This window comes from Chryseobacterium sp. 22543, assembly GCF_052044565.1.
GTDB lineage: Bacteria > Bacteroidota > Bacteroidia > Flavobacteriales > Weeksellaceae > Chryseobacterium.
The window spans coordinates 687,842-709,774 of record NZ_JBQENH010000001.1 but is presented as its reverse complement, the minus strand read 5'-3'; the positions used below and the strand labels follow the sequence as shown (position 1 = coordinate 709,774).

The 21,933-nt window shown below is 36.3% G+C and carries 18 protein-coding genes and 1 tRNA gene; 12 read left to right on the top strand and 7 right to left on the bottom strand.

From position 1 onward, the window contains the following. The first annotated feature begins 3 nt into the window (after positions 1–3). Together ACTJIP_RS03065 and ACTJIP_RS03060 are read left to right on the top strand one after the other, a co-directional pair. The gene (locus ACTJIP_RS03065) at positions 4–306 is read left to right on the top strand and encodes a chaperone modulator CbpM (RefSeq protein ID WP_180564352.1); all 303 of its coding nucleotides are present in this window, start codon (positions 4–6) and stop codon (positions 304–306) included. Between the two features lie 37 nt (positions 307–343). Further along, a complete protein-coding gene (locus ACTJIP_RS03060; protein ID WP_180564351.1) occupies positions 344–871 on the top strand; it encodes a hypothetical protein in 528 nt (175 codons plus the stop codon). Positions 872–928: 57 nt separating this feature from the next. Here ACTJIP_RS03060 and ACTJIP_RS03055 read toward each other — a convergent pair whose 3' ends face one another. After that, positions 929–1,927: a PLP-dependent cysteine synthase family protein gene (locus ACTJIP_RS03055; protein ID WP_047387369.1), complete on the bottom strand. Its 999-nt coding sequence runs from the start codon at positions 1,925–1,927 to the stop codon at positions 929–931. 126 nt (positions 1,928–2,053) lie between these two features. Further along, positions 2,054–3,283 (bottom strand): ABC transporter permease, encoded by a 1,230-nt coding sequence (locus tag ACTJIP_RS03050; protein WP_077418260.1) that lies wholly within the window; start codon positions 3,281–3,283, stop codon positions 2,054–2,056. A gap of 4 nt (positions 3,284–3,287) precedes the next feature. On the opposite strand from ACTJIP_RS03050, the gene ACTJIP_RS03045 reads away from it, so the two are divergent. Continuing rightward, the gene (locus ACTJIP_RS03045; RefSeq protein WP_440704104.1) at positions 3,288–4,484 is read left to right on the top strand and encodes an exo-beta-N-acetylmuramidase NamZ family protein; all 1,197 of its coding nucleotides are present in this window, start codon (positions 3,288–3,290) and stop codon (positions 4,482–4,484) included. A 1-nt stretch (position 4,485) separates the two neighbouring features. Here the strand turns inward: ACTJIP_RS03045 and ACTJIP_RS03040 are convergent, their stop codons facing one another. From ACTJIP_RS03040 to ACTJIP_RS03025, 4 genes are all read right to left on the bottom strand, one after another. Then, complete coding sequence (locus ACTJIP_RS03040; RefSeq protein WP_077418263.1) at positions 4,486–4,692, bottom strand: hypothetical protein; 207 nt, start codon at positions 4,690–4,692, stop codon at positions 4,486–4,488. A 4-nt stretch (positions 4,693–4,696) separates the two neighbouring features. Then, entirely contained in the window at positions 4,697–5,329 is a 633-nt protein-coding gene (locus tag ACTJIP_RS03035) for a DUF3575 domain-containing protein (protein ID WP_440704103.1), read from the bottom strand. 14 nt (positions 5,330–5,343) lie between these two features. Continuing rightward, positions 5,344–6,519, bottom strand: a complete 1,176-nt coding sequence (locus tag ACTJIP_RS03030; protein WP_077418268.1) for a thioredoxin family protein — start codon at positions 6,517–6,519, stop codon at positions 5,344–5,346. A 178-nt stretch (positions 6,520–6,697) separates the two neighbouring features. Next, positions 6,698–7,057 carry a winged helix-turn-helix transcriptional regulator gene (locus ACTJIP_RS03025; RefSeq protein WP_077418271.1) on the bottom strand — a complete coding sequence of 120 codons (360 nt, stop codon included), beginning with the start codon at positions 7,055–7,057 and terminating at the stop codon, positions 6,698–6,700. Between the two features lie 143 nt (positions 7,058–7,200). Between ACTJIP_RS03025 and ACTJIP_RS03020 the strand changes: the two genes are divergently transcribed. The 7 genes from ACTJIP_RS03020 (at position 7,201) to ACTJIP_RS02990 (ending at position 18,732) form a co-directional block, all read left to right on the top strand. Then, entirely contained in the window at positions 7,201–8,145 is a 945-nt protein-coding gene (locus ACTJIP_RS03020) for an alpha/beta hydrolase (RefSeq protein ID WP_440704102.1), read from the top strand. Between the two features lie 17 nt (positions 8,146–8,162). After that, positions 8,163–8,729, top strand: coding sequence for a cysteine hydrolase family protein (locus tag ACTJIP_RS03015; protein WP_077418276.1), 567 nt, complete (start codon positions 8,163–8,165; stop codon positions 8,727–8,729). 209 nt (positions 8,730–8,938) lie between these two features. Continuing rightward, positions 8,939–10,522 (top strand): histidine kinase, encoded by a 1,584-nt coding sequence (locus ACTJIP_RS03010; RefSeq protein ID WP_077418279.1) that lies wholly within the window; start codon positions 8,939–8,941, stop codon positions 10,520–10,522. A 112-nt stretch (positions 10,523–10,634) separates the two neighbouring features. Beyond that, positions 10,635–13,220 (top strand): zinc-dependent metalloprotease, encoded by a 2,586-nt coding sequence (locus ACTJIP_RS03005; RefSeq protein WP_440704101.1) that lies wholly within the window; start codon positions 10,635–10,637, stop codon positions 13,218–13,220. Positions 13,221–13,226: 6 nt separating this feature from the next. Beyond that, positions 13,227–16,559: a SusC/RagA family TonB-linked outer membrane protein gene (locus ACTJIP_RS03000; RefSeq protein ID WP_440704100.1), complete on the top strand. Its 3,333-nt coding sequence runs from the start codon at positions 13,227–13,229 to the stop codon at positions 16,557–16,559. 12 nt (positions 16,560–16,571) lie between these two features. Next, entirely contained in the window at positions 16,572–17,891 is a 1,320-nt protein-coding gene (locus tag ACTJIP_RS02995) for a RagB/SusD family nutrient uptake outer membrane protein (protein WP_180564344.1), read from the top strand. Positions 17,892–17,970: 79 nt separating this feature from the next. After that, positions 17,971–18,732 (top strand): LytR/AlgR family response regulator transcription factor, encoded by a 762-nt coding sequence (locus ACTJIP_RS02990; RefSeq protein WP_077418290.1) that lies wholly within the window; start codon positions 17,971–17,973, stop codon positions 18,730–18,732. Positions 18,733–18,905: 173 nt separating this feature from the next. Here ACTJIP_RS02990 and ACTJIP_RS02985 read toward each other — a convergent pair. Beyond that, positions 18,906–18,978, bottom strand: a tRNA-Phe gene (locus tag ACTJIP_RS02985). 542 nt (positions 18,979–19,520) lie between these two features. Between ACTJIP_RS02985 and tssD the strand changes: the two genes are divergently transcribed. Both tssD and ACTJIP_RS02975 read left to right on the top strand, forming a co-directional pair. Next, positions 19,521–19,925: a type VI secretion system tube protein TssD gene (gene tssD / locus ACTJIP_RS02980; RefSeq protein WP_077418293.1), complete on the top strand. Its 405-nt coding sequence runs from the start codon at positions 19,521–19,523 to the stop codon at positions 19,923–19,925. A gap of 127 nt (positions 19,926–20,052) precedes the next feature. Next, positions 20,053–21,933, top strand: a complete 1,881-nt coding sequence (locus ACTJIP_RS02975) for a type VI secretion system Vgr family protein (protein WP_077418296.1) — start codon at positions 20,053–20,055, stop codon at positions 21,931–21,933.

Below are 21,933 nucleotides of genomic sequence, written 5' to 3'. Positions count from 1 at the left end.
GCTATGAGTGAAAGAATATCACGGGAAGAACTCGTAAGAATCTATAATATAGAAATCACTTTTTTTGATGAGCTTGTAGACTATGGGCTGTTGAATATACATATTGAAGACAATATCCATTATCTGATGTATGATGATCTGCCAGAACTAGAAAAATTTGCTAACTGGTATTATGATCTTGAAGTCAATCTTCCCGGTCTTGAAGTGATCCACAATATGCTGAAAAAGCTGGATGCACTGAACCGCAGAAACAGGGAGCTGATGAATAAACTTTCTGCAATAAGTGATCAATATGAAGATATTTAGTTTAGTTTTGTAGCTTTTTAAAGCAAACTTTATAATTATGAATGAAGAAAAGGTGATTACATTAAAACCGGACAGAAAGATTTTTGAAGATATTTATTTTAGCGGTAATCAGGGAAGTCTGCTTTTTTCACCTACAACGAAGAGTAAAACCATTGTCACCATTGCAGCAGCAATCATTGTTTTTATTGTTTTTCTTTTGAAAGATAATCTGAGCAAAGAAAGTGTAGGTATTTTATACTTTTTGAGTTTTATATTTTTGCTTTGTGCTATTTTTTTGTCTGTAAGTGTCAATAAAGTTTCAAGATGGAAAAAACAGGTGAATCATTATTTAAATGTTCTGGAAAAGTGTAAAGTGTACGAAATCAGGTTTGATCAGAATTTTTTCACTGTGAATATTGATGGAGAAAAAGAAACCAGTGAGTGGAAAGATTTTGAATATTTTGACAGCAATAATGAATTTATTTCCCTTGAAGGAAAATACAGCTATATGTTTCCCAGAAAAGCAATGAGTGAGAAAGAATACAGCATTCTTAAAAGTAGATTAAAAGAAAATATCAAACAATAAAAATAAAAAACGGAACAAAATTTTGCTCCGTTTTTTTATGATCTGTAAAGTGGTTTATTAACCTTCTTTATTTTCTTCCAGCCAACCCATTTCTTTCATCCACTCGTCATTGTAAATTTTTCCTACATATCTTGAACCATGGTCATGAAGTAAAACGACTATCACATCATCTTTAGTAAACTGATCTTTCATTTGGATCAAAGAAGCAATAGCGCTTCCTGCAGAATATCCACAGAAAATTCCCTCTTCCTTAGCCAGTTTTCTGGCATAGATAGCACCGTCTTTATCAGTTACCTTTTCAAAATGGTCAATTACAGACATGTCATAATTCTCAGGAATGATATCTTCCCCGATACCTTCTGTGATATAGGTGTAAGCATGGTCGTAGTGCAGCTCTCCGGTTTCGTGGAATTCCTTCAGAATAGAACCATATGTATCAACACCAATTACTTTGATGTTCGGATTTTTTTCTTTAAAGAACGTTCCGCATCCCGTGATTGTACCTCCTGTTCCGGCTCCTACGACAAAGTGCGTCAGGTTTCCTTCAGTCTGTTCCCAGATTTCCGGAGCTGTAGATTCATAATGAGCCGCTCTGTTGGATAAGTTGTCGTATTGGTTGACATACCATCCGTTTTCCGTTTCTTTTGCCAGTCTTTTAGATACTGAATAATAAGAACGTGGGTCGGTAGGTTTTACGTCTGTAGGACAAACGATTACTTCAGCCCCTACAGCACGAAGGATATCACATTTTTCTTTTGACTGCTTAGAATTGGTTACAAAAATACATTTGTAGCCTTTGATGATCGCTGCCAATGCTAATCCCATTCCTGTATTTCCGGAAGTACCTTCAATAATAGTACCTCCAGGTTTTAATCTGCCGTCTTTTTCGGCATCTTCTATCATTTTAAGAGCCATTCTGTCCTTTACTGAGTTTCCAGGATTGAAGGTCTCTACTTTTGCTAATACTAATGCTGGGAAATCTTCGCCTAATACTTTGTTAAGCTTTACCAGCGGCGTGTTACCTATAGTTTCAAGGATATTTTTTGCGTATTTCATAAATGTTTTATATGCGGCGCAAAGATAAGGCTTTTAAAATTATCTGCGCTGTGGATAACATGTGGATAAGTTGTGGGTAAAATTAAAAATCCCTTGAAAAAAAACGAATACCTGTCAATTATCAATTTAGTTGTACTTAATAACTTTCACAGGAGAGATCTTACTGATCAGGTAGCTGGGAATAATTAAAGCCAATCCTGAAATAAGAAGAATTCCCAATGAGATAGAAATAATTGCGATAGGATTAAGGTCTACCGGAACTGTACTTACATAATAGTTTTCCGGGTTAAGTTTTATTATTCCAAAGAATTTCTGAATTAAAATAAGTCCCAATCCGATAGCATTTCCATACAAAAGTCCCGGAATCATAATAATCAGGGTATAATTGATGAAGGTGGCTCTTATCTGTGAATTGCTTGCACCCAATGTTTTAAGGAGACCGATGGAATTTGTTCTTTCAATAATAAGAATCAGAAGAACCATGATGATATTAATAACCACTACAATCAGCATGATGATAATGATCAATGCTATATTGGTATCAAAAATACTGATCCAGTCCGTAATCTGCGGAAATTTTTCAGTAGCTTTTTCAGCATAATTTTTATAGCCGATCTGTTTTTCAATTTCAGGAAAATCCTTGTCGATATCGTTTACATTTTTCAGAAAGATATCTATTCCGCCAATTTCATCAGACTTCATATCCTGAATTTTTCTGGCATGGTTGATTCCACCGATAACAAACTGTTCATCAATCAACTTAATATCAGTTCTGTAAATCCCTATAATCTTGAATTTACGATAAAGTGGTTTTTGATCAGCCTTTAAAAATACGGTAACAATACTGTCATTCACCTTAAGATGAAGATCATTGGCTACTTTTTGCGAAATAGCAACATCATTGTTGAAGCCTTTCTCGGTAACTTTCGGGGTGGTGCCGGCAATAAGGAATTTTTTAAACCTTAAACTGTCAAAATCTTTTCCGATTCCCTTAAATATAATTCCCGCAAAATTGTGCTCATTACGCATAATTCCGGTAACCATCACATATTTCTGAATACTTTCCACATCGGGAAGTTCTTTTATTTTTGCGATATTGAGTCCCTGATTATCAAGTACGGAAGTATTATAAGAGGAATTTGAACGTGTTGATCTTACAGTAATATGTCCGCTGAAATCTGCCAGCCTCTCTTTGATAGCTTTTTTTGAACCAAAACCGGTGGCTACAGTAATTAAGGAAACAATAATCCCCAATGCTACGGAAAGCCTGCCAATGAAGATGATAACCCTTGAAAGGTTATTTTTGTTATCTTTGGAAAATGCTATTTTTCTAGAGAAATATAAAGGAAATTTCAAGCTTATGAATTTAGATTTCAAAATTAAAAATTTACTTCTGATTTGCCTAATTTTTTTAGGAGTATTCAATCAATATTATTCTCAGACTCATGTTCAATCGGATTTTAAAACCGGGGCAGACCAGCCTGAAATGTATTTGCCACTCTTAAAAGATAAGACAATAGGGGTAGTAACCAATCAGACGGGTTTGATGAGTGACAGAACTCATTTGGTAGATTTTCTGGTAAAAAACGGAATAAAGATCAAGTCGATTTTTGCTCCTGAACATGGTTTCAGAGGAGATGCAGATGCGGGTGCAAAAGTGAAAAATGGTGTAGACATAAAAACAGGAATCCCAATTGTTTCCCTGTATGGCAATAATAAAAAACCAAAGTCGGAGCAACTGGCAGGAATTGATATTGTTGTTTTTGATATCCAGGATGTTGGGGTGAGATTCTATACCTATATTTCCACTCTGTCTTATCTGATGGAAGCAGGTGCTGAAAATAATATCGAGATCATGGTATTGGATCGTCCCAATCCGCATGACGGATATACTGATGGACCTGTATTGAGAAAAAAATGGGCCAGCTTTGTAGGGATGCATGAAGTTCCTGTAGTTTATGGGCTTACCATAGGAGAGTATGGAAAGATGGTGAACGGAGAAAAATGGCTGAAAAATGGCATCCAGGTTAAATATACGCTTATTCAGATGAAGAATTATCATAAAAAGCAGCGCTATTCAATACTTGATAAACCTTCCCCGAATTTACCCAATGATAAAGCAATCAATTTATATCCAAGTCTGTGCTTTTTTGAAGGAACTCAGGTTTCTGTAGGAAGAGGAACAGATCTTCCTTTTCAGATTTATGGTTCCCCATGGACGGAAAATCTTCCTTACCAGTTTACGCCGAAGCCAAGTTATGGTGCTAAAGATCCGTTTCTGAACGGGAAATTGTGTTATGGTGAAAATCTTTCAGAATATCCTAAAGACTTAAGAGCGCTTAACCTTGAATGGGTGATCAAAGCTTATCAGAATTATAAGAATCCTCAGCAGGATTTCTTCCTTAAAAATCTTTGGTTTGATACCTTGTCAGGAACTGATGATTTCAGAAAACAGATTATAGCCGGAAAATCAATTCAGGAAATTAAAGATTCCTGGAAAAAAGATCTGGAAAGTTTCGAAAAGATCAGAACCCGGTATGTGGTATATAAAGATTAATTTAATCAAAATTTTGGGGCGGATTTTTATCATTTCTGCCCTTATTTAATATAAAGAGCCCGATTGTTAATCCAACAACTCCCGCAAAAGCAGTTAATAAAGCTCTCTGCAGTTTATCAGGCAGATCGTTTCCGATATAGTTCATTAAAAAAAGAATCACAAAAGTGATCACTAAAATGATAATATGATTTTTTCCGAATAGCTTCATTGTCTTATTTTAATTTATAGGAAATCATTACGCCTCCTCTGTATGGGATGATCTCGCCACTTTTATTGAATTTTTCTGCACGATCATAACGTCTCCCAGTGGATTTATCATAGCCTTTATAAAATCCCTGAGAGGTTCCTATTGTTCCATAAATATCAAGATTCCATCGTTCAGATAGCTGGAATTGATATCCTGCCGTAACACCCAGCATTATAGAATATCCTTTCTGATAAAGATTGGAATTAACAAGAATTTCCTTATTCCAGTTTTCGGTGGTATTGTCATTCCAATAGCTCCATTTTGATGCATTGTAAGCGGCAACGGAAACGTTTGCCCCTACATACCAATGTTTGAAAGCTTCGTCGAAATAGTATCTTCCTTCAGCGGATACGGAATAAAACTGTAATTTGTGACCTGCAAAAGATTTCCATGGTGAAATGAAAACATCGCCCTGAAGGGTATATCTTGGACTGATCTGTTTTTCTATTCCCAGGTTTAAAATTCCTATCGGAGCAAATAAAGCATTTCCCTTTATGTATAAACTTTTCTCCTGTCCTCCTTGTTCCTGTTCCTGAGCACTTACTGTGCTTGCTGACAGGAAAGCTAAAATGCCTGCTGCTAATAATTTATATTTCATCCGGTATGTAATGTTTATTTTATTTGCTTTAATAATTCATCTGCAAGTTGAGAATCTTTATTGCCCTGAACTGCTATATTTTTTGCCATTTCAGCATAGTTTTTTGCCATTTCTTTATTTCCGGTAAGGTAATAGAGTTTAGCAAGAATGTAAGTGTTTTCTGAGGTTTCGCTTCTCATGACAGATTTTTCTGCCCATTCTGTCGCTTTTTTTAATGAAGATGGGGTTTTCACATGATCTACAAATACCCAGGCAGCTCTTAAAAGCTCATTAGGGTCAAATGAATCAGAATTTTTATAATATTCTAAAGCGGCTTTTTCGTATTCAGGAAAATTACTGTTCTGCTCATAATAGCTGAGTTTAGTCTGATTCAGTTTTTTAAGAGCAGCTTCTTTTCCTACCAATGGTTCAGCTGTTTTTAAAAAATAGTCATCGTTGATCTTTTTATTTTTATCATCAATAGACTGTTCTACTATTTTTCCTAATTTCAGCTGAGCATCAAATTCGTTGTAGGTTTCTTCAGGAAGAAATTTAATGATCTCTGCTTTTCTGGATGCGAAAACAGTATAATTGATATCTTCTGACGACTTTACGAAATAGAGAAGAAAGCCGATTTCATCTTTTGTAAGTTCCTCGGTTTTCTTTTTATTCTGAAAATATCTTTCGGAAGCCTTTTTAGCAAAATCATAATCTGTATTGGCGTTCAGCTTCATAATATTGATCAGGAATTCCGGATCTTTATCACCACTGGCAAAACGATCTTTCAGGGATCCTTTTTTGTTTCCTGGTGAATTGATATCCTGAGCCATAGCCACAAACATGCTCTCTTCCATATAACCGGTATTTCTGGAAACAAGTTCTCCTTCACCGTTCAGGAAAAGATAAGTAGGATAGGAACGTACTCCGAATTTAGAAGCGATGTCTCTGCCTTCTCCTTTTTCCATATCAAATCTTGCATTGATGAAGTTGGTATTGTAATAATCACTGACAGATTTTTGGGTGAAAACATTTCTCTCCATCATTTTACATGGACCACACCAGGAAGCATATGCATCAATAAAAACCAATTTCTTTTCCTTCTTGGCTTTAGCAATAATGTCCTTGAAAGGGAGCTCCTGAAACTGGATGGCTTCCTGAGCTGAGATAGCAATGGCACAAAATATAGATATCCCGGAGATGATCTTCTTCATTTTCAAATAAGATTTGTAGGCGAAGATAATTAATTTCAAAAATATAAAATACTGAATCTGCTGATTGAACGTTGATATTAACTAATTTTAAGATTTATACCTATTTTTCTGATCTTTCAGTTTATGTAAAAAAAAAGAGTTATCCTTTGGGCTTTTTTTAAATGAGTGAGAATTTAGATTATTTTTTCTTCATCTGTTTATGTTCGTTACCCCATACTTCCAGCTGATTCAAAACCGGAATCAGCTTTCTGCCAATTTCTGTAAGCTCATATTCTACTTTTATAGGTACTTCTGCATATACTTTCTTGGCGATGAGCCCCTCCTGTTCCATTTTTTTCAGCTGCAGGGTAAGCATTCTTTCAGAAATATTGTGGATTTTATCTTTCAGTTCAAAAAATCTAAGTTTCCCATGTTTAAGATGGTAACAGATGGAAAGAATCCAGCGGCCACTGATCAGATTTACAGCATATATTTCAGAACAGCTGTACTCCAGCGTTTTCTTATTTTCATTATTGGTGGATGATTCTTTAATACTCATACTTACATTTTTGTTCGTTCCAGACAATCATTTGTCAACTTGGAAAGGACGATGTTGATAGGTTAAATTTACAAATAAAAACAGGAAATATCCTGTCGGAAAATGGTTTTATCGCCGATGTAGAATAAAATATTTAGAAAAAAATGGATTTTAATAGAATTAACATTGATTTAAAAAATAGTATTGAAAATGTTCCTTATTCATTAGAAATTGATGAAAATTTATTTTTGAATGCCCCGGAAATTATTCAACAGGAAAGAATAGAATTTACGAAAGCGAATCCTTTTAAAAAGCCTGATCATATTGCTGTAAAAGATATTTTTATACCAAGTTCAGAAGATGGATATGAGATCAGACTTCACATTTATCAACCTGAAGGTTTCAACCGGGACAGGATTCTGCTTTACTTTCATGGAGGAGGATATGTTTTCGGGTTACCGGAACAGGTGGATGACCAGATGTTTGGAATAGCAGATACACTCAAAGCAATCATTATTTCTGTTGATTACAGGCTTTCTCCCCAATATCGGTTTCCTATTCCTGTTTTAGATGGTTTTGATGCTCTACGATGGACTATTGAACACGGTGAGTCAAAGTTGGGAATTAATTCTGACCGTATTACCGTTTTTGGAGCAAGTGCAGGTGGACATCTTGCAGCGGCTGTAACTCAAATGGCAGCACACCATAATATTAAAAATATAGAACATCAGTTCTTACTATATCCTGTGATTCACAACAGGCTGAATACTCCTTCAATGGAAGAGTTTACTGATATTCCACTATGGAATAAAAGCTACGCAAAGATAGCGTGGCTGCATTTTCTGGGTGAAGGAAATGAGGATAAAAGCATTCAATATTCGGATCTTACCTGTTATAATGCTTTTTCAAGGTTACCGCAAACCACCATTGTTGCCTGTGAGTTGGATCCTTTAAGAGATGAGGATGTAGAATATGCTCAGCTTTTATATAAAGCAGGAGTGAAAACTGAATTGTGGGTAATTCCCGGTGCACTGCATGTATTTGATCTCTTCGATTCTCCTGTAAAGGATGAATATAATACGTTTCTTATGAACAGACTTTTCAAATAATGATAAAATAAAAACAGATGAAATTACAAAACAAAAAATCGGCATTGCTTCTTATTGATATTCAAAAAGGATTTCTTGATGAAAACTATTGGGGAGGAAACAGAAATAATAAGGAAGCAGAAAAATTAAGCGGAAAAATACTGCAAAAATGGAGAAGCTTGAATTTGCCTATATTTCACATCCGACATAGCTCAACAGACATTAATTCAAAACTGCATGAATCTGATCCGGGATTTGAATTTAATGAAAATGTTTTACCTCAAAATAATGAACCTATTATTACAAAAAATGTGAACAGCGCTTTTATTGGAACTGATTTAAAAGAAAAATTAGATCTTCAAAAAATAGATACTCTGGTGATTCTGGGAATTACGACCAATCATTGTGTTTCAACTACGGCAAGAATGGCTGGAAACTTTGGATTTGAAACCTACGTGATTTCTGATGCTACAGCAGCTTTTGACAGAGTAGGGATACACGGAGAAAAATATGAAGCAGAACTGGTTCATCTCATGGCATTGGCCAATCTGAGTGAAGAATTTGCCACGATACTGAATACTGAAGAATTATTAAAAAAGTTGTAGAAGAACGATAATCTGAACATATTGAAACTGTCATATTTTTGGTGGTTTTTTTATTACATATAGTTAATAATATATGTTTTGGTTCAAAAAATAGGCTTGTTTATCGATGGTTTTAAATATAAAAATAATTCACTTTATGGTACTGGAATCTTTGTTATATCTTTGCAAACGAATAATTTATATGTAGGAGAACAACAATTCAGAGAGACTTGAGTATTAATTTTAAACACACCTTATCCCAAAAATACATTTACATCACCGCTCTATCTGCCTGCTTGATTGCAGTGGCAGCATTTGCTGTTCTGAGCCTTTTAATTACTGAAGACAGCCGTAAAAACACTGATGATTTTGCAAAGAAAACCTTCTTCCGTAAATATGAATCTGTGGAACATGAATTCAGAAATATTGAGGACTATCAGTATCTGCTTCGCGCATTGATTCAGAAAGACGGTCTGAAGAATTATAAAGATTATTCTTTGGTTTTAAATGATTTAAACAAAAAAAGAAATCTGCTGCCTTACAGCTGGTATTATTATGAAAATACTGCTTCCGGAAAAACAGAAAGTAATAATCCGTTATCCGATATCTTCAAAAATACAGATCATAAAGAGAAAGCTATTGTTTTAAAAAACAACGGGTCCGGACATTTCAGGGATCTTTTGATAACTAAAAAAGACAGTATGTATTGGGTGAGTTATGATTCCCTGATGCTGCCTGATAAAAACAAATTGTATTATGGTTCTACTGTAAGCCTGGATGATCTCCATCAGTACTTTATCAATGTAGATAAAAGTTCTAATACGTATGCGTATGTCTTTACCAAAGAAGGAATTTGTATTACCCATCCGGAGAAAAAATACATCGGAAAGAATATTTTTGATTTTACAGATATTAAGGCTAAAGATACGTTGTCTGGCAGCTCTGAAGCAGGATATACCAAAGGAACAGCGGTCTCGGAATATCTTGGAGTTGAAGTAACCCGCTTCATAAAACCATTAAAAACAGACAATTTTGACGGATATACGGTTGTGAACCATGTTAATTTCATCATTGATGAAAATATAAGCAAGATAAAAACCTATACTGTGTATATTTTTCTGGCAGCTCTGTTTCTTATTGTAACGGTTTTTATCTTATTCCAGAGGGCGACCAATCTGGCTTATCAGGAAAAAGAAAAAATACAGTCTGAAAAGAATTTATTGTTAGTAGAGAACGAAAAGATGCACAAAGCAGAAGTGATCAACCAGCTGCAGCAACTTAAGAATAACATCAATCCACATTTTCTCTTCAATTCTTTGAATTCCCTTTACATGCTGATTGGGATCAATAAAGAAAATGCGCAGAAGTTTACCATGAATCTCTCCAAGATTTATAGGTATCTTATAGTACCTCCGAAGGAGAATATAGTTCCGGTTTTGCAGGAAGTAAAATTTATACAGCAGTATATGGAACTCCTGAAAAGCAGGTTTGATGAAGAAATGAGTTTTGAACTGATTATTAATGATTCTGCAAGTCTGGAAAAGCGCATTCCGTATTTATCACTGCAGATTGTTACTGAGAATGCAATCAAACACAATATTGCGACCATAGATCAGCCTTTGGAAATTATCATTATTATTGACGAAAATGGGATTACTGTGAAGAACACCTGGCAGCCAAAAACTGAACCAGTGCAGGGAGAAAAATTCGGAATTGATTATTTGAATCAAGTTTATGAGTATTTTAAGAATAATCTTCTTCATATTTCTGTAGATGGTGAATATTTCATATGTTTTTTACCATTAATGAAGTGAAAATAAAAATCCATTCACTCCCGAAAAATCACCATTCACTCCCTAATATTATATATATGATTCACGATACCTATAGCTTTGCTGGCTGAAACTAAGATATTTACTATTTGGAATGAATCGGACTATTTTAATGAAGAATTACAGGCTGGCACTGTATTTAGGTCTTGCTATGGCCTCACCAATGGCAATAGCACAGAAAAAAGATACAGTAAAGGTCAACAAAGACAAAACTGATAAGACAGAGACTTCCTCATCAAAGAAAACAAAGAAAATTGAAGATCTGATCAAAAAAGGGACTTATAAAAAAGGACTTTTTAATACGATACAGGTAAAAACGGATATTTATTTTGAAATTCCTGACAGTCTGATGGGACGTCAGTTTTTGGTGGTGAACAAACTTTCTCAGGTACCAATGCAGGTGAATGAGGCAGGTTTGAACAAAGGAATGAATTATGAAAATAAGGTCATTTCTTTCCATCGTGATCCCGTAGCTAAAAAAGTATGGGTAAAAACGGTGGTGCCTAAAGTATCATCCCCAAAAAATGATGCGATTACAAAATCGGTGAAAGACAACTTTTCGGAATCTGTGATTGAAGTCTTTGATATTGAAGCACAAAATAGCGATTCTACAGCAGTAGCCATTAAAGTCAATAAAGTTTTTGATGGAAATCAGAAGAGCTTCAATGATGTTCTGGCCAATGTAGGATTGGGAGGATCTGTGAAATCAAGCCTTTCTTATATAGAAGGAGTGAAAACTTTCCCCAGGAACCTTGTGGTGAAGTCTCAATTGTCTACTTCTGTAAATGAAGGTGGGGTAGATCTTCCGGTAACCCTTGGTGTTACTACAAATCTGGTACTGCTTTCTAAAATACCGATGAAACCGAGAGTCGCAGATTCAAGAGTAGGATTTTTCTCCGAAAAGCACTGGTCGTTTAATGACAATCAGCAGAAAATGGATGAAAAATTCTTCATTACCAAATGGAATCTTGAACCGAAGGACGAGGATAAAGAAAAATACTTAAGAGGTGAGCTGGTAGAGCCTAAGAAACCGATTGTTTATTATATCGATCCGGCAACACCAAAACAATGGCGTGAAAAAATCATTGCCGGAGTACATGACTGGCAGGCGGCGTTTGAGCAGGCAGGATTCAAAAATGCAGTGATTGCGAAAATGCCGGACGAAAAAGATGAAGATTTTGATATTGATGATGTAAGATATTCTGTGATTACTTACGCCGCTTCGCCAAAGTCAAATGCAATGGGACCCTCTGTAGTAGACCCGAGAAGTGGTGAAATTATCGAAGCAGATATCATCTGGTGGCATAATGTCATGACTTCTCTTCATGACTGGATGAGAATTCAGACAGGGCCTATCGACCCGAAAGCAAGAGGAAATAAATTCAGTGATGAGCACATGGGGGAAGCGATTCGTTTTGTTTCATCTCATGAAGTTGGACACACTTTCGGACTGAAGCACAATATGGGAGCATCCTTTGCATTCCCTGTAGAGTCGCTTCGTTCCAAAGAATTTACAGACAAAATGGGTGGTACAGCACCTTCCATTATGGATTATGCACGTTACAACTACGTAGCACAGCCGGAAGATGGGGTTACAGCCATCACTCCGAAAATTGGTCTTTATGACAAATATGCTATAGACTGGGGTTACCGTTGGTATCCGGATGAATTTGTTGAGAAAAAAGCGCTGAGAAATTTAATTGAAAAACATGAGGATGACCCGATGTATTTCTATGGCGAGCAGCAGAGCTACCTGGAAACTATTGATCCACGCTCACAGTCTGAAGATTTAGGAGATGATGCCATGAAAGCCAGTGAGTACGGAATGAAAAACCTGAAAGTAGTTCTCAACAACCTTTTGAAATGGACCTATGAAGATGGTAAGGAATATACGGATGCTGGAAAACTGTATATGGGAGCTATCGGACAATGGGATCTGTACACAGGTCATGTGATGGCGAATGTGGGAGGAATTTATCTGAACAATACTGTTTTTGGCAACAAGAAGAAAGCTTACGAAGCAGTTCCTGTTGAAATACAGACAAGAGCTGTTGATTATCTTGTTAAAAATGCAATCAACCTTCCGGAATGGTTATTCTTCAATCCGATTACAGAAAAAACGTATCCGGTTAAAGATTCACCAATGGGACCATTTGAGCAGACACCATATACCATGGCGAGAGGAATGCAGTATGCAAATATCTATTCCCTGTTTATGGATGACCGATTATTGAGGTTGCTTGAAAATGAGCTGAAGCATCAGATGTCAGGTTCAAAAGAAGAGATCTATACTGTTGAGAAATTATTTGATCAGGTAAGAACTCCTATTTTCAGTAAAAAAGGAAGCCTTACAATGCTTGAAAAAATGACTCAGAAAAACTATGTGGATGCCTTGATTGTCTCTGTGAACAAGTTATTTGAGAAAACAGCAGTGAAAGGATTGAAAGTTGACGATACCCTGAATATTCCAACCATCTGTAATTTCCATGAAGATGATCACGGTTTGAGGAATATCAATTATTCATCCATGAAAAGAGTATCTGAAGTCACTACGTACAAGAGAGCGGAACTTCAGAAGGTTCTGGACTTACTAAACAGGACAAGATACAGAGGTGATGATGCTTCCAGAGCACATTACACAGATTTAATCATTCGTATACAAGAGGCTTTAAACAAATAAACGGCAATGAAAAAAACTCTAATACTTTTACCTCTTTTGGCTGCTAATATAGCAATGGCCCAGCAAAAGAAAACCATCACCGGGAAAATAGAAGACGGAAATACTTCTCATATAATTGCCGGTGCATCTATAAAAATAGAGACGCAATCTGTTTCAACAAAAACAGAATTGGAAGGAATTATCGAAAGTGTATCTGTAGGTACAGTAGCCGATAAGGACGGGAAATTTATATTAGAAATTCCTGCAGATACCAAATCTGTATCAGTAAGCTATCCAGGTTATGAATCCCGGGTAATTCAGTTGAATGAAGGACAGACCAACTATACAATAAGACTAACTTCTGAAGTTACAGACAAAAATAAAATCCAGGAAGTAATCATCACTGGATATCAGAAAATTGAAAAACGTAAGCAGACCTCAGCAGTTTCTACAGTAAAAATGGACAACATCAGCCAGGCTGGTGTTGCCAGTGTAGACCAAATGTTGGCAGGTCAGATTGCCGGTGTGGCAGTAACTCCTGAAACAGGGGCTCCGGGAAGCCCGGCAAAGATCAGAATCAGAGGTACAGCTTCTCTTTCCGGTCCTCAGGATCCGCTATGGGTAATCGACGGTCTTCCGTTAGAAGGAAATGATGTTCCGAACTTTACAGATAAAGATAATATTGACCAGCTTCAGAACTTCTCTATTGCAGGGCTCAACCCTAATGATATTGAAGATATTACCATTCTTAAAGATGCAGCTGCAACAGCCATTTATGGAGCAAGAGCAGCAAATGGAGTAATCTCCATTACCACGAAAAAAGGAAAAAAGGGGAGTCTTAGACTGAACTTCTCAGCAGATACTTTCGTGACATCACGACCTGATTTTGATAAACTGAATCTTCTGAATGCTTCTGAAAAAGTAGATCTGGAACTGATGCTTGCCAAGCGTACCGATCTTACTTACCGTACTGATAAAGGAGAAGTAATGAGAATTCTGACTCAGAATAGTCAGCTTGATGCTTTCAGAAACGGAGGTTTTGATGCGCTGAATTCATTCACACGACAGCAAATCAACGGTTTAAGAAACAATAACACAGACTGGGGCAAACTGTTGTACAGAAATGCTATCAACAAACAATATGGATTAAGTGTTTCCGGAGGAAGCGATCGTGCAGATTATTATTTCTCCCTGGGATATTATGATGAAGAAGGAACAACTATCGGGACAGGTTTTAAACGTTATAACCTGACTTTAAAAAACAACTATAAATTAAGCGATAAGTTAAATGCAGGAATCTCTATTTTCGGAACGCAAAGTGAACGTGAATCTTTTGTAACGGATGCTGATGCTTCAATAAACCCTGTTAATTATTCAAGAAATGCCAATCCTTATCTGAAACCTTTCAATGCAGACGGAAGCTACAATTATGATAAAGATATGGATGGTTTTGAGGACCGCTATATTCCTTTCAATTTCCTTGAAGAAAGAGAAAATACAAACTATTCGCTGAAAAATAACTCTTTGAAAGCGATTTTAGATTTAGAATATAAAGCTTCAAAAAGTTTAAAATTTACCTCTCAGTTAGGGATCCAGTATGATACCAATAAAACAGAAAAATTTGCTGCAGAGAATACGTATTTCACCAGAAAAATGAAAGAAAATACCCGTTATTACAAAGACGGTAAATACAATTATTTTCTACCGGCTGGTGCTGTGAAACAAAACTGGGATAATGATTTCTTCCAGTACAACTGGAAATTGCAGGCGGCGTATAGCACGAAGATCAATTCAAAACATGAAATTGATTTGATGGCTGGAACTGAAATCCGTAAAACAGAGGATAATACTACCGTTACCAGAGCCTTTGGGTACGATCCAAAGACCAGAAGAGCTACGGCAATTGTTTTCCCGAATTCAGGTTTTGCAGCAGATAAAAGATATGAAACGTATCGTGAAGCAGCTCCTATAGAGAATGCATATGCTTCTATGTTTGCTACAGCATCTTATACTTATGATCAGAAATATACATTCTTCGGAAGTGTGAGATATGACGGAACCAACCTTTTTGGGGTGAATAAAAAGTATAAATATCTTCCGATATGGGCAGTTTCAGGATCATGGCTGGTAACGAAGGAAGATTTTATGAAAAATATTTCTGCGGTATCTAACCTTAGACTGAGAGCCTCTTATGGTCTTCAGGGAAATATTGACAGAAATACATCGCCATTCTTTATCGGGGAATATAATGATACAACGATTCTTCCAGGTGTAAAAGAAGGAGTTATCAATGTTATCAGTCCTCCGAACGATAAACTGAGATGGGAGAAAACAACCAATACCAACTTAGGACTAGACTTAGGATTGTTCAATAACCGTGTAAGCCTTACCGCTGATGTCTATAGCAGAAAAGGAACGGATATGATCAGTATGAGAGAAACTCCCCTTGAAACAGGTTTTGAATATACAATGATGAACTGGGGAAGTTTGACCAACAAAGGTTTTGAACTGGCATTGTCTACCAGAAACATCAATCATGATAATTTCAAATGGACGACTACCATCAACTTTGCTCACAACAAGAGTAGAGTATTGAGCGAGCAGCCCCGTGAGAATGCTTTCCTTCCTTCAAGAGAAGGTCTGCCTGTGAATGCGGTTTTTGCTTTGAAAACTGCAGGAATGGATGAACACGGAAATCCATTGTTCTGGAAAGGGGATCAAAAGATTTCCGCAGCAGAATTCTTTAAATTGTATGATGTATATGCAGATTTCCTTCCAGGGCAGCTTGTAGATACGAAACTCTCAAACGCTGAACTTAGAAGCCTGTTTACTTATGTGGGAGACAGAGATCCGAAGTTTACCGGAGGGATTATCAACACATTTAAGGTAAGTAATTTTGATCTTACAATCTCGGCAACATTCAATCTGAAGCAAACCGTAATGAGAACACCTTCTTACCGCGGAATGGAGCTGGACAGAGGAAGAAATTATACAAGAGATATCTATGAAGCAGGGGGTTCGCTTCCGGGAATTACAAGTCCTGATATGGATGCTAATCCGGACGGATGGATGGCGAATAAATGGTTTGCCGGAAACCGCTCAAGCGCATACAATCTGCTTGATATATGGGCAAAAGAGATCAGCTATATCAGAATCAGCAGCATCCGTTTAGGCTATACACTTCCGAAAGAATTTACAAATCCTATGGGAATCAGTAGTTTGAGACTAAGCGTTGAAGGGCGTAACCTGTTTGTATTCAGTAACGGATATAAAGGATATTTTGATCCGGAAACGTATGGTAATATTTATGCACAGCCTATCACCAAGTCGGTGACCGTAGGATTTAATGTTTCTTTTTAAAACTTGAGAAAAATGAGAAAAATTACAGCAATCATAGCGCTTACAGCAATCAGCTTTATCAATATCGGATGTGATAGATTTTTAGATATTCAGCCTGAAGGAAAAATCATTCCTGTTACCACTGAAGATTACCGGAAAGTACTTACATCTGCCTATTCAAAATATCCCGTTCACAAGTCGCTGGTAGCCCTTCGTACCGATGAGACCAGTATTGATGATAATGGAGTAGATTTTATTTCTTATCGTGAAATTGCGATGTGGAAAGATTCGAACTATGACTCTAACTCTGCGGAGCTTCCCTGGTTAAGCTTTTATTCCGTAAACTTCTATCTGAATCAGATCATCAATGAAGGAAGCAAAACAATGCAGGATTCTCCGGAGAAGAATCAGATTTTAGCAGAAGCATATGCTCTTCGTGCTTACCTGTATTTCGATATGGTGAATCTATATGGAAAACCCTACAACAGTGCAACAGCTTCTACAGACAGAGGAGTTCCAATTAGTCTTGAAATTGATCTGGAACAGGTTTTGAAACCATCTTCAGTACAGGAAGTATACAATCAGGTTCATGCAGACCTTAAGAAAGCAGAAGATCTGATGATAGAACAGAAGCAGGCAATAGGAGTCAACTACAGATTCTCAAAAATAGCATTGCTGGCTTTTGAAGCAAGAGCAGCTCTATATGAAGGAGACTGGAATAAAGCTTTAAACTATGCAGATCAGGTACTGGTGGTAAAAGGAGATTTGAGCAATTTAAACACGGTAAATACCCCCCCAAACCATTATGCTTCTCCGGAATCTATCATGGCTTTGGATAATACATGGGATAACTCTATAAAGAATTTATCTTTTGCAGCACCGGAATTGATTTCTTCATACAATAATATTACAGACAAGAGGTTTGGCATGTATTTTGAGAAAAATGGAAGTAAGTATAAAGTTATTAAAGGAGGAAGCTTAGAGTTCAAAGTTTCTTTCAGAACAGCAGAGCAGTACTTTATAAAATCTGAAGCATTATTAAAGTTGAATAAACTTAATGAAGCTAAAGAAACCCTTCTGAAAGTATTAAAAAACAGATACACTCCGGATGGATATACTTCAGTACAAAATGCAGTGAATTCAATGGATTCTGCAGCATTTATGAACTTTATCCTGGATGAAAGATTCAGAGAATTTGCTTTGGAAGGACAAAGATGGTTCGACTTAAGAAGAGCAAATCAGAAAAAAATTAGCCACACCATCAGTGGTAAAGAGTATATTCTTCAGCAGAATGATCCGCGATATACCATTGAATATCCAATGAGTGCGAAGAAGAATAACCCTAATCTATAGAACTTCATATCAAATTCAATACAGATGAAACCGCTTGAACTTAATCGTTCTAGCGGTTTTTTTGTACTTTTGCACCGTTATGAAAATTGCCATTATAGAAGATGAGCTGCTGGCTGTGAATTATCTGAAAAATCTTTTGGATACACAGAGCATTGTCCCTGTTACAGAGACTGTTATTCTTCGTTCCAAAAAGCAGGCAATTGATTTTTTTGAGAAAGATTCGGCAGATCTTATCTTTATGGATATTCATCTTGGTGATGGGATGAGCCTTGAAATTTTCGAGCAGGTAGAGCTTTTTACCCCTATTATTTTCATTACTGCATTTGATGAATATGCCATGAGAGTCTTCAGGCATTTTACCATTGATTACCTTCTGAAACCTTTCGAACAAGAGGATTTGCATAAAGCTTTACAGAAATTTATTTCCATAAGAAACAATTTTGATCCCGAACCGGTGCTCAAATCAATTTCCTCACTGCGCCAGACAGAAGATGAGGTGATGAAACGTTTTATGGTGAGAGAAGGAAATAAACTCAAATCAATAGACGAGCATAACACGGCTTATTTTTTTGCCTCCGGGAAATACCTTTTCCTTACCACAAAAGATCATCAGACCTATATTTTTGATGATACCATTAAAGATATTATTCAGAAGCTGAATCCTGAGATTTTCTTTAAAATAAACCGTAAGTTTATCATTAATAAAGAAGCTGTTTCTGAAATTATCAAGCATTCCAGTCAAAAAGTAGAACTTAGGCTTTCTCCAGAACCGGAAGTAAATGCCGAAATTTTTATCAGTAAAATGCAGATTACCGAGTGCCTGAATTGGCTGAACAAGTAATAAAACTGCATAGAAATACATACCTAGAAAGAATCAATGAAGTTGATTCCTATCTAAGCTTTCTTAAAATTTTAACCTAAATACTAATCTTTACGTTATTTTTTGATTCTTATCGGTAAGGGGCATGTAATATAACAACAAAAAAACCTCTAAAATGAATTAGAGGTTTTAAGTGGTTTCTCCAGGAATCGAACCAGGGACACATGGATTTTCAATCCATTGCTCTACCAACTGAGCTAAGAAACCATTTATGTTTTCGTTTATTACTTCGTTGTTTTAAAGTGATGCAAAAGTATAATATTTTATAATACCACGCAAGTATTTTGTTTTATTTTTTTGATGAAACCTTCTGATGTCAGTTGTTTTTAGTTTCAATACTTTGTTCATCAGTAATTTGGTAGCTTTTATTTTTTTTATTTTTTTCAAAATATTATTTTTAACGCCTTTCTATAATTGTATTTTCAGTACTGAAACTCATTTTCTGTCCTAAAAACTGCTGTCACACTCTATTAATGATAGAAAAATTACTTTGATCTGATAAATTATAAAAATTATTTTCCCGTTTTAAAAGATCTTAAACAAGCAGTAAAATAACAAAATTTGCAATTGAAATAAATTGCAAGCGCTTGATTTGTAGTATGTAATAAACCTAACAAGTGTTAGTCGTAGAATTACTACACTTTTTTAAATTTAATAATAAATTTCATTTACGTTCTGTAATTACATCTATATTTGGTGATATAGAAAAACAAAATCATAAAAATATTAACCATTAAAATTTACAAATCATGGCAGAAAAAAATTCAAGAGGAATTTTAAAATTCAACAACGGTGAAGGGCAAAAGTTATTAAAGCTTAACTACAGCGTATCAAGATCTACAGATGTATCGGGACGTGTAGCATCAGATCCTTCCAATGCTCTTATCAAAATCACGGTAGAAGCTACTGAAAAATCAGATATTCTGGAAAGTTTATTGAATGGAAAGTACAAGCCTACTGTAGGAGAGATTACTTTCAATAAATCTCACGAAGAAGGAACTTTAACAACACTGAAGTGGAACAACGGTTATGTAATCCAGCATGAGGTAGATTTCGATGCTGTAGATGAGAACAGTATGTACATCAGTTTTATAATAAGTGCAGAACAGATAGATCTGGGGAATTCTTCTTATTTCGGAGCATGGCCTTCTTAAGCCTACTCAGAATTTAAATATCAGGCAGAATAGTACACCCGGTCCAAGGGATGCTGTTCTGCCTTTTTTAACCTTATAGAACGACTGTTTATTTAAAAAAATGTTCTGAAAAAAACACCTAATCACTATGAATAAAAATGCCTCGAATTCTGATAAGATTTCTGAGAATCATATTCCCGGAATCAACCGTGTGGTAAAGCTGGATATTGTGATTGAAGGCAAAATTATCAAACACTTCAAGCATTTCCGCTTACAGCAAAGTGCCAGAAGACATCACAATTTTGAACTTATTCTAGCCCATGATTCTCTTGGAGAAGCCCAAAACCATACCCTGGAACAAGCACGTCAGTTTTTGGGAAAGAGGATTACGATTGTCTTTAAATACAAAGATTATGAAAGTGAAAGCCCTGAAAGAACTTTTGTGGGGGTCATCACTAAAGCGGCATTCAGCCAGGAAAAAATGAGTCTGGGAAATATTGTACTGAGAGGTCAGAGCCCTACCATTCTTATGGATGCCGCTCCCCATACTCAAAGTTTTGGAGGGGATCAGGCTGTTAATACCGGAATCATTGCCAATAAAATATGTAAAGAAGCACTGGGATCTGAGAAGTTTGATTTCAGAGTAGATACTCAAAATAAAAGCTATATTAATTATAGTGCACAATATAACGAAACCCATTATAATTATCTTGCAAGAACTGCAGAAGCCTACGGAGAACAATTTTATTATGATGGTGAAGTCCTTCATTTCGGAAAGCTTCCCCCTTCAGAAAAACCGATCAGGCTTGTATATGGAAGCAATGCAACAGACGTTCAGGTGGAGCTGAACGCTGTCCATACCAATCCCCGGTTTTTTGGATATAACAGCAGCAGCCACACAAAAATGGAAGGCTCTGAAAATAATATCAGACATTTGGGAGAAATTCCGTCCAAGGCTTATGAACTGAATAATAATATTTTTAAAACCCATTCACTTTCTCCGGCGCCTATCAATGCCAATATGTTTGTGGATGTGAGCGATTCTCAGAAAAGCGCTGCCGGAAGTGCTGCCGTAGAAGTATTTACTGTTTCAGGAAATACAACCGTTCCGTTTTTATATCCAGGTTGTCTTGCTGATATTGAAATGAGGAAACCGGATACCAGTCAGACTTCTTATTTTACAAAACTTACGATTACCGAAGTATCCCATGAAGTAAACGCCCGAGGGTATTATACGGGAAGTTTTGAAGCTATTGCAGAAGGTACAGGCTTTATGCCGAAACCGGATTTCATACATCCTAAAGCTGAACCACAGGTAGCTACCGTTATTTCCAATACGGACCCACTTAATCAGGGAAGAATACAGGTGAGATTTGACTGGCAGAAAAATCCCGATACTACCCATTTTATCAGAATGATGAGCCCGGATGCAGGCGGTACAGATGTTATTACTCAAAACAGAGGCTTTGTAGCAGTACCCGAAGTGGGAGACCAGGTAATGGTAGGCTTTGAATACCACCACCCGGATTTTCCGTTTGCAATGGGAGGAATGTTCCATGGGCAGGTGGCATTGGGAGGAAGTATCAATAACCATCTTAAATCTATTCAGACAAGGAGTGGCAATAAAGTGATTTTTAATGATCAGGAAGGAAGTATTTTCATAGAAGATCCAAGTGGAAATACTTATTTAATGGACGGAAAAGGGAATATAATAGTTAATGCTCCCAAAAATATAACCTTCACAGCCGGAGAAAATGTACAGATCAATGCGGGTAAAAATATTATTGCCTCAGCGCAGAGAAATGTCAATATTATGGCTGGAGAAGATATCACGGAAACCGCCAATGATGATTATAATCTGACAGCAAGCAATATCATTGAAACGGCTGAAGCTGGCAGAAAATCTACAGCTAAAAATATTACAGAAAATATGGAAGCCGGCTCTTACATCAGTACAAAAGATGCCATCAATGTAGAAAGTGCCAAAGAAGTGCTTATCAATAGCGGTAAACAGGTAAAAATGCAGTAA

Excerpts from the sequence above, each read along its gene's own strand:
- ACTJIP_RS03065 (WP_180564352.1), top strand. The coding sequence starts at position 4 with ATGAGTGAAAGAATATCACGGGAAGAACTCGTAAGAATCTATAATATA.
- ACTJIP_RS03060 (WP_180564351.1), top strand. The coding sequence starts at position 344 with ATGAATGAAGAAAAGGTGATTACATTAAAACCGGACAGAAAGATTTTT.
- ACTJIP_RS03055 (WP_047387369.1), bottom strand. The coding sequence starts at position 1,927 with ATGAAATACGCAAAAAATATCCTTGAAACTATAGGTAACACGCCGCTG.
- ACTJIP_RS03045 (WP_440704104.1), top strand. The coding sequence starts at position 3,288 with ATGAATTTAGATTTCAAAATTAAAAATTTACTTCTGATTTGCCTAATT.
- ACTJIP_RS03040 (WP_077418263.1), bottom strand. The coding sequence starts at position 4,692 with ATGAAGCTATTCGGAAAAAATCATATTATCATTTTAGTGATCACTTTT.
- ACTJIP_RS03035 (WP_440704103.1), bottom strand. The coding sequence starts at position 5,329 with ATGAAATATAAATTATTAGCAGCAGGCATTTTAGCTTTCCTGTCAGCA.
- ACTJIP_RS03030 (WP_077418268.1), bottom strand. The coding sequence starts at position 6,519 with ATGAAGAAGATCATCTCCGGGATATCTATATTTTGTGCCATTGCTATC.
- ACTJIP_RS03025 (WP_077418271.1), bottom strand. The coding sequence starts at position 7,057 with ATGAGTATTAAAGAATCATCCACCAATAATGAAAATAAGAAAACGCTG.
- ACTJIP_RS03020 (WP_440704102.1), top strand. The coding sequence starts at position 7,201 with ATGGATTTTAATAGAATTAACATTGATTTAAAAAATAGTATTGAAAAT.
- ACTJIP_RS03015 (WP_077418276.1), top strand. The coding sequence starts at position 8,163 with ATGAAATTACAAAACAAAAAATCGGCATTGCTTCTTATTGATATTCAA.
- ACTJIP_RS03005 (WP_440704101.1), top strand. The coding sequence starts at position 10,635 with ATGAATCGGACTATTTTAATGAAGAATTACAGGCTGGCACTGTATTTA.
- ACTJIP_RS03000 (WP_440704100.1), top strand. The coding sequence starts at position 13,227 with ATGAAAAAAACTCTAATACTTTTACCTCTTTTGGCTGCTAATATAGCA.
- ACTJIP_RS02995 (WP_180564344.1), top strand. The coding sequence starts at position 16,572 with ATGAGAAAAATTACAGCAATCATAGCGCTTACAGCAATCAGCTTTATC.
- ACTJIP_RS02990 (WP_077418290.1), top strand. The coding sequence starts at position 17,971 with ATGAAAATTGCCATTATAGAAGATGAGCTGCTGGCTGTGAATTATCTG.
- tssD (WP_077418293.1), top strand. The coding sequence starts at position 19,521 with ATGGCAGAAAAAAATTCAAGAGGAATTTTAAAATTCAACAACGGTGAA.
- ACTJIP_RS02975 (WP_077418296.1), top strand. The coding sequence starts at position 20,053 with ATGAATAAAAATGCCTCGAATTCTGATAAGATTTCTGAGAATCATATT.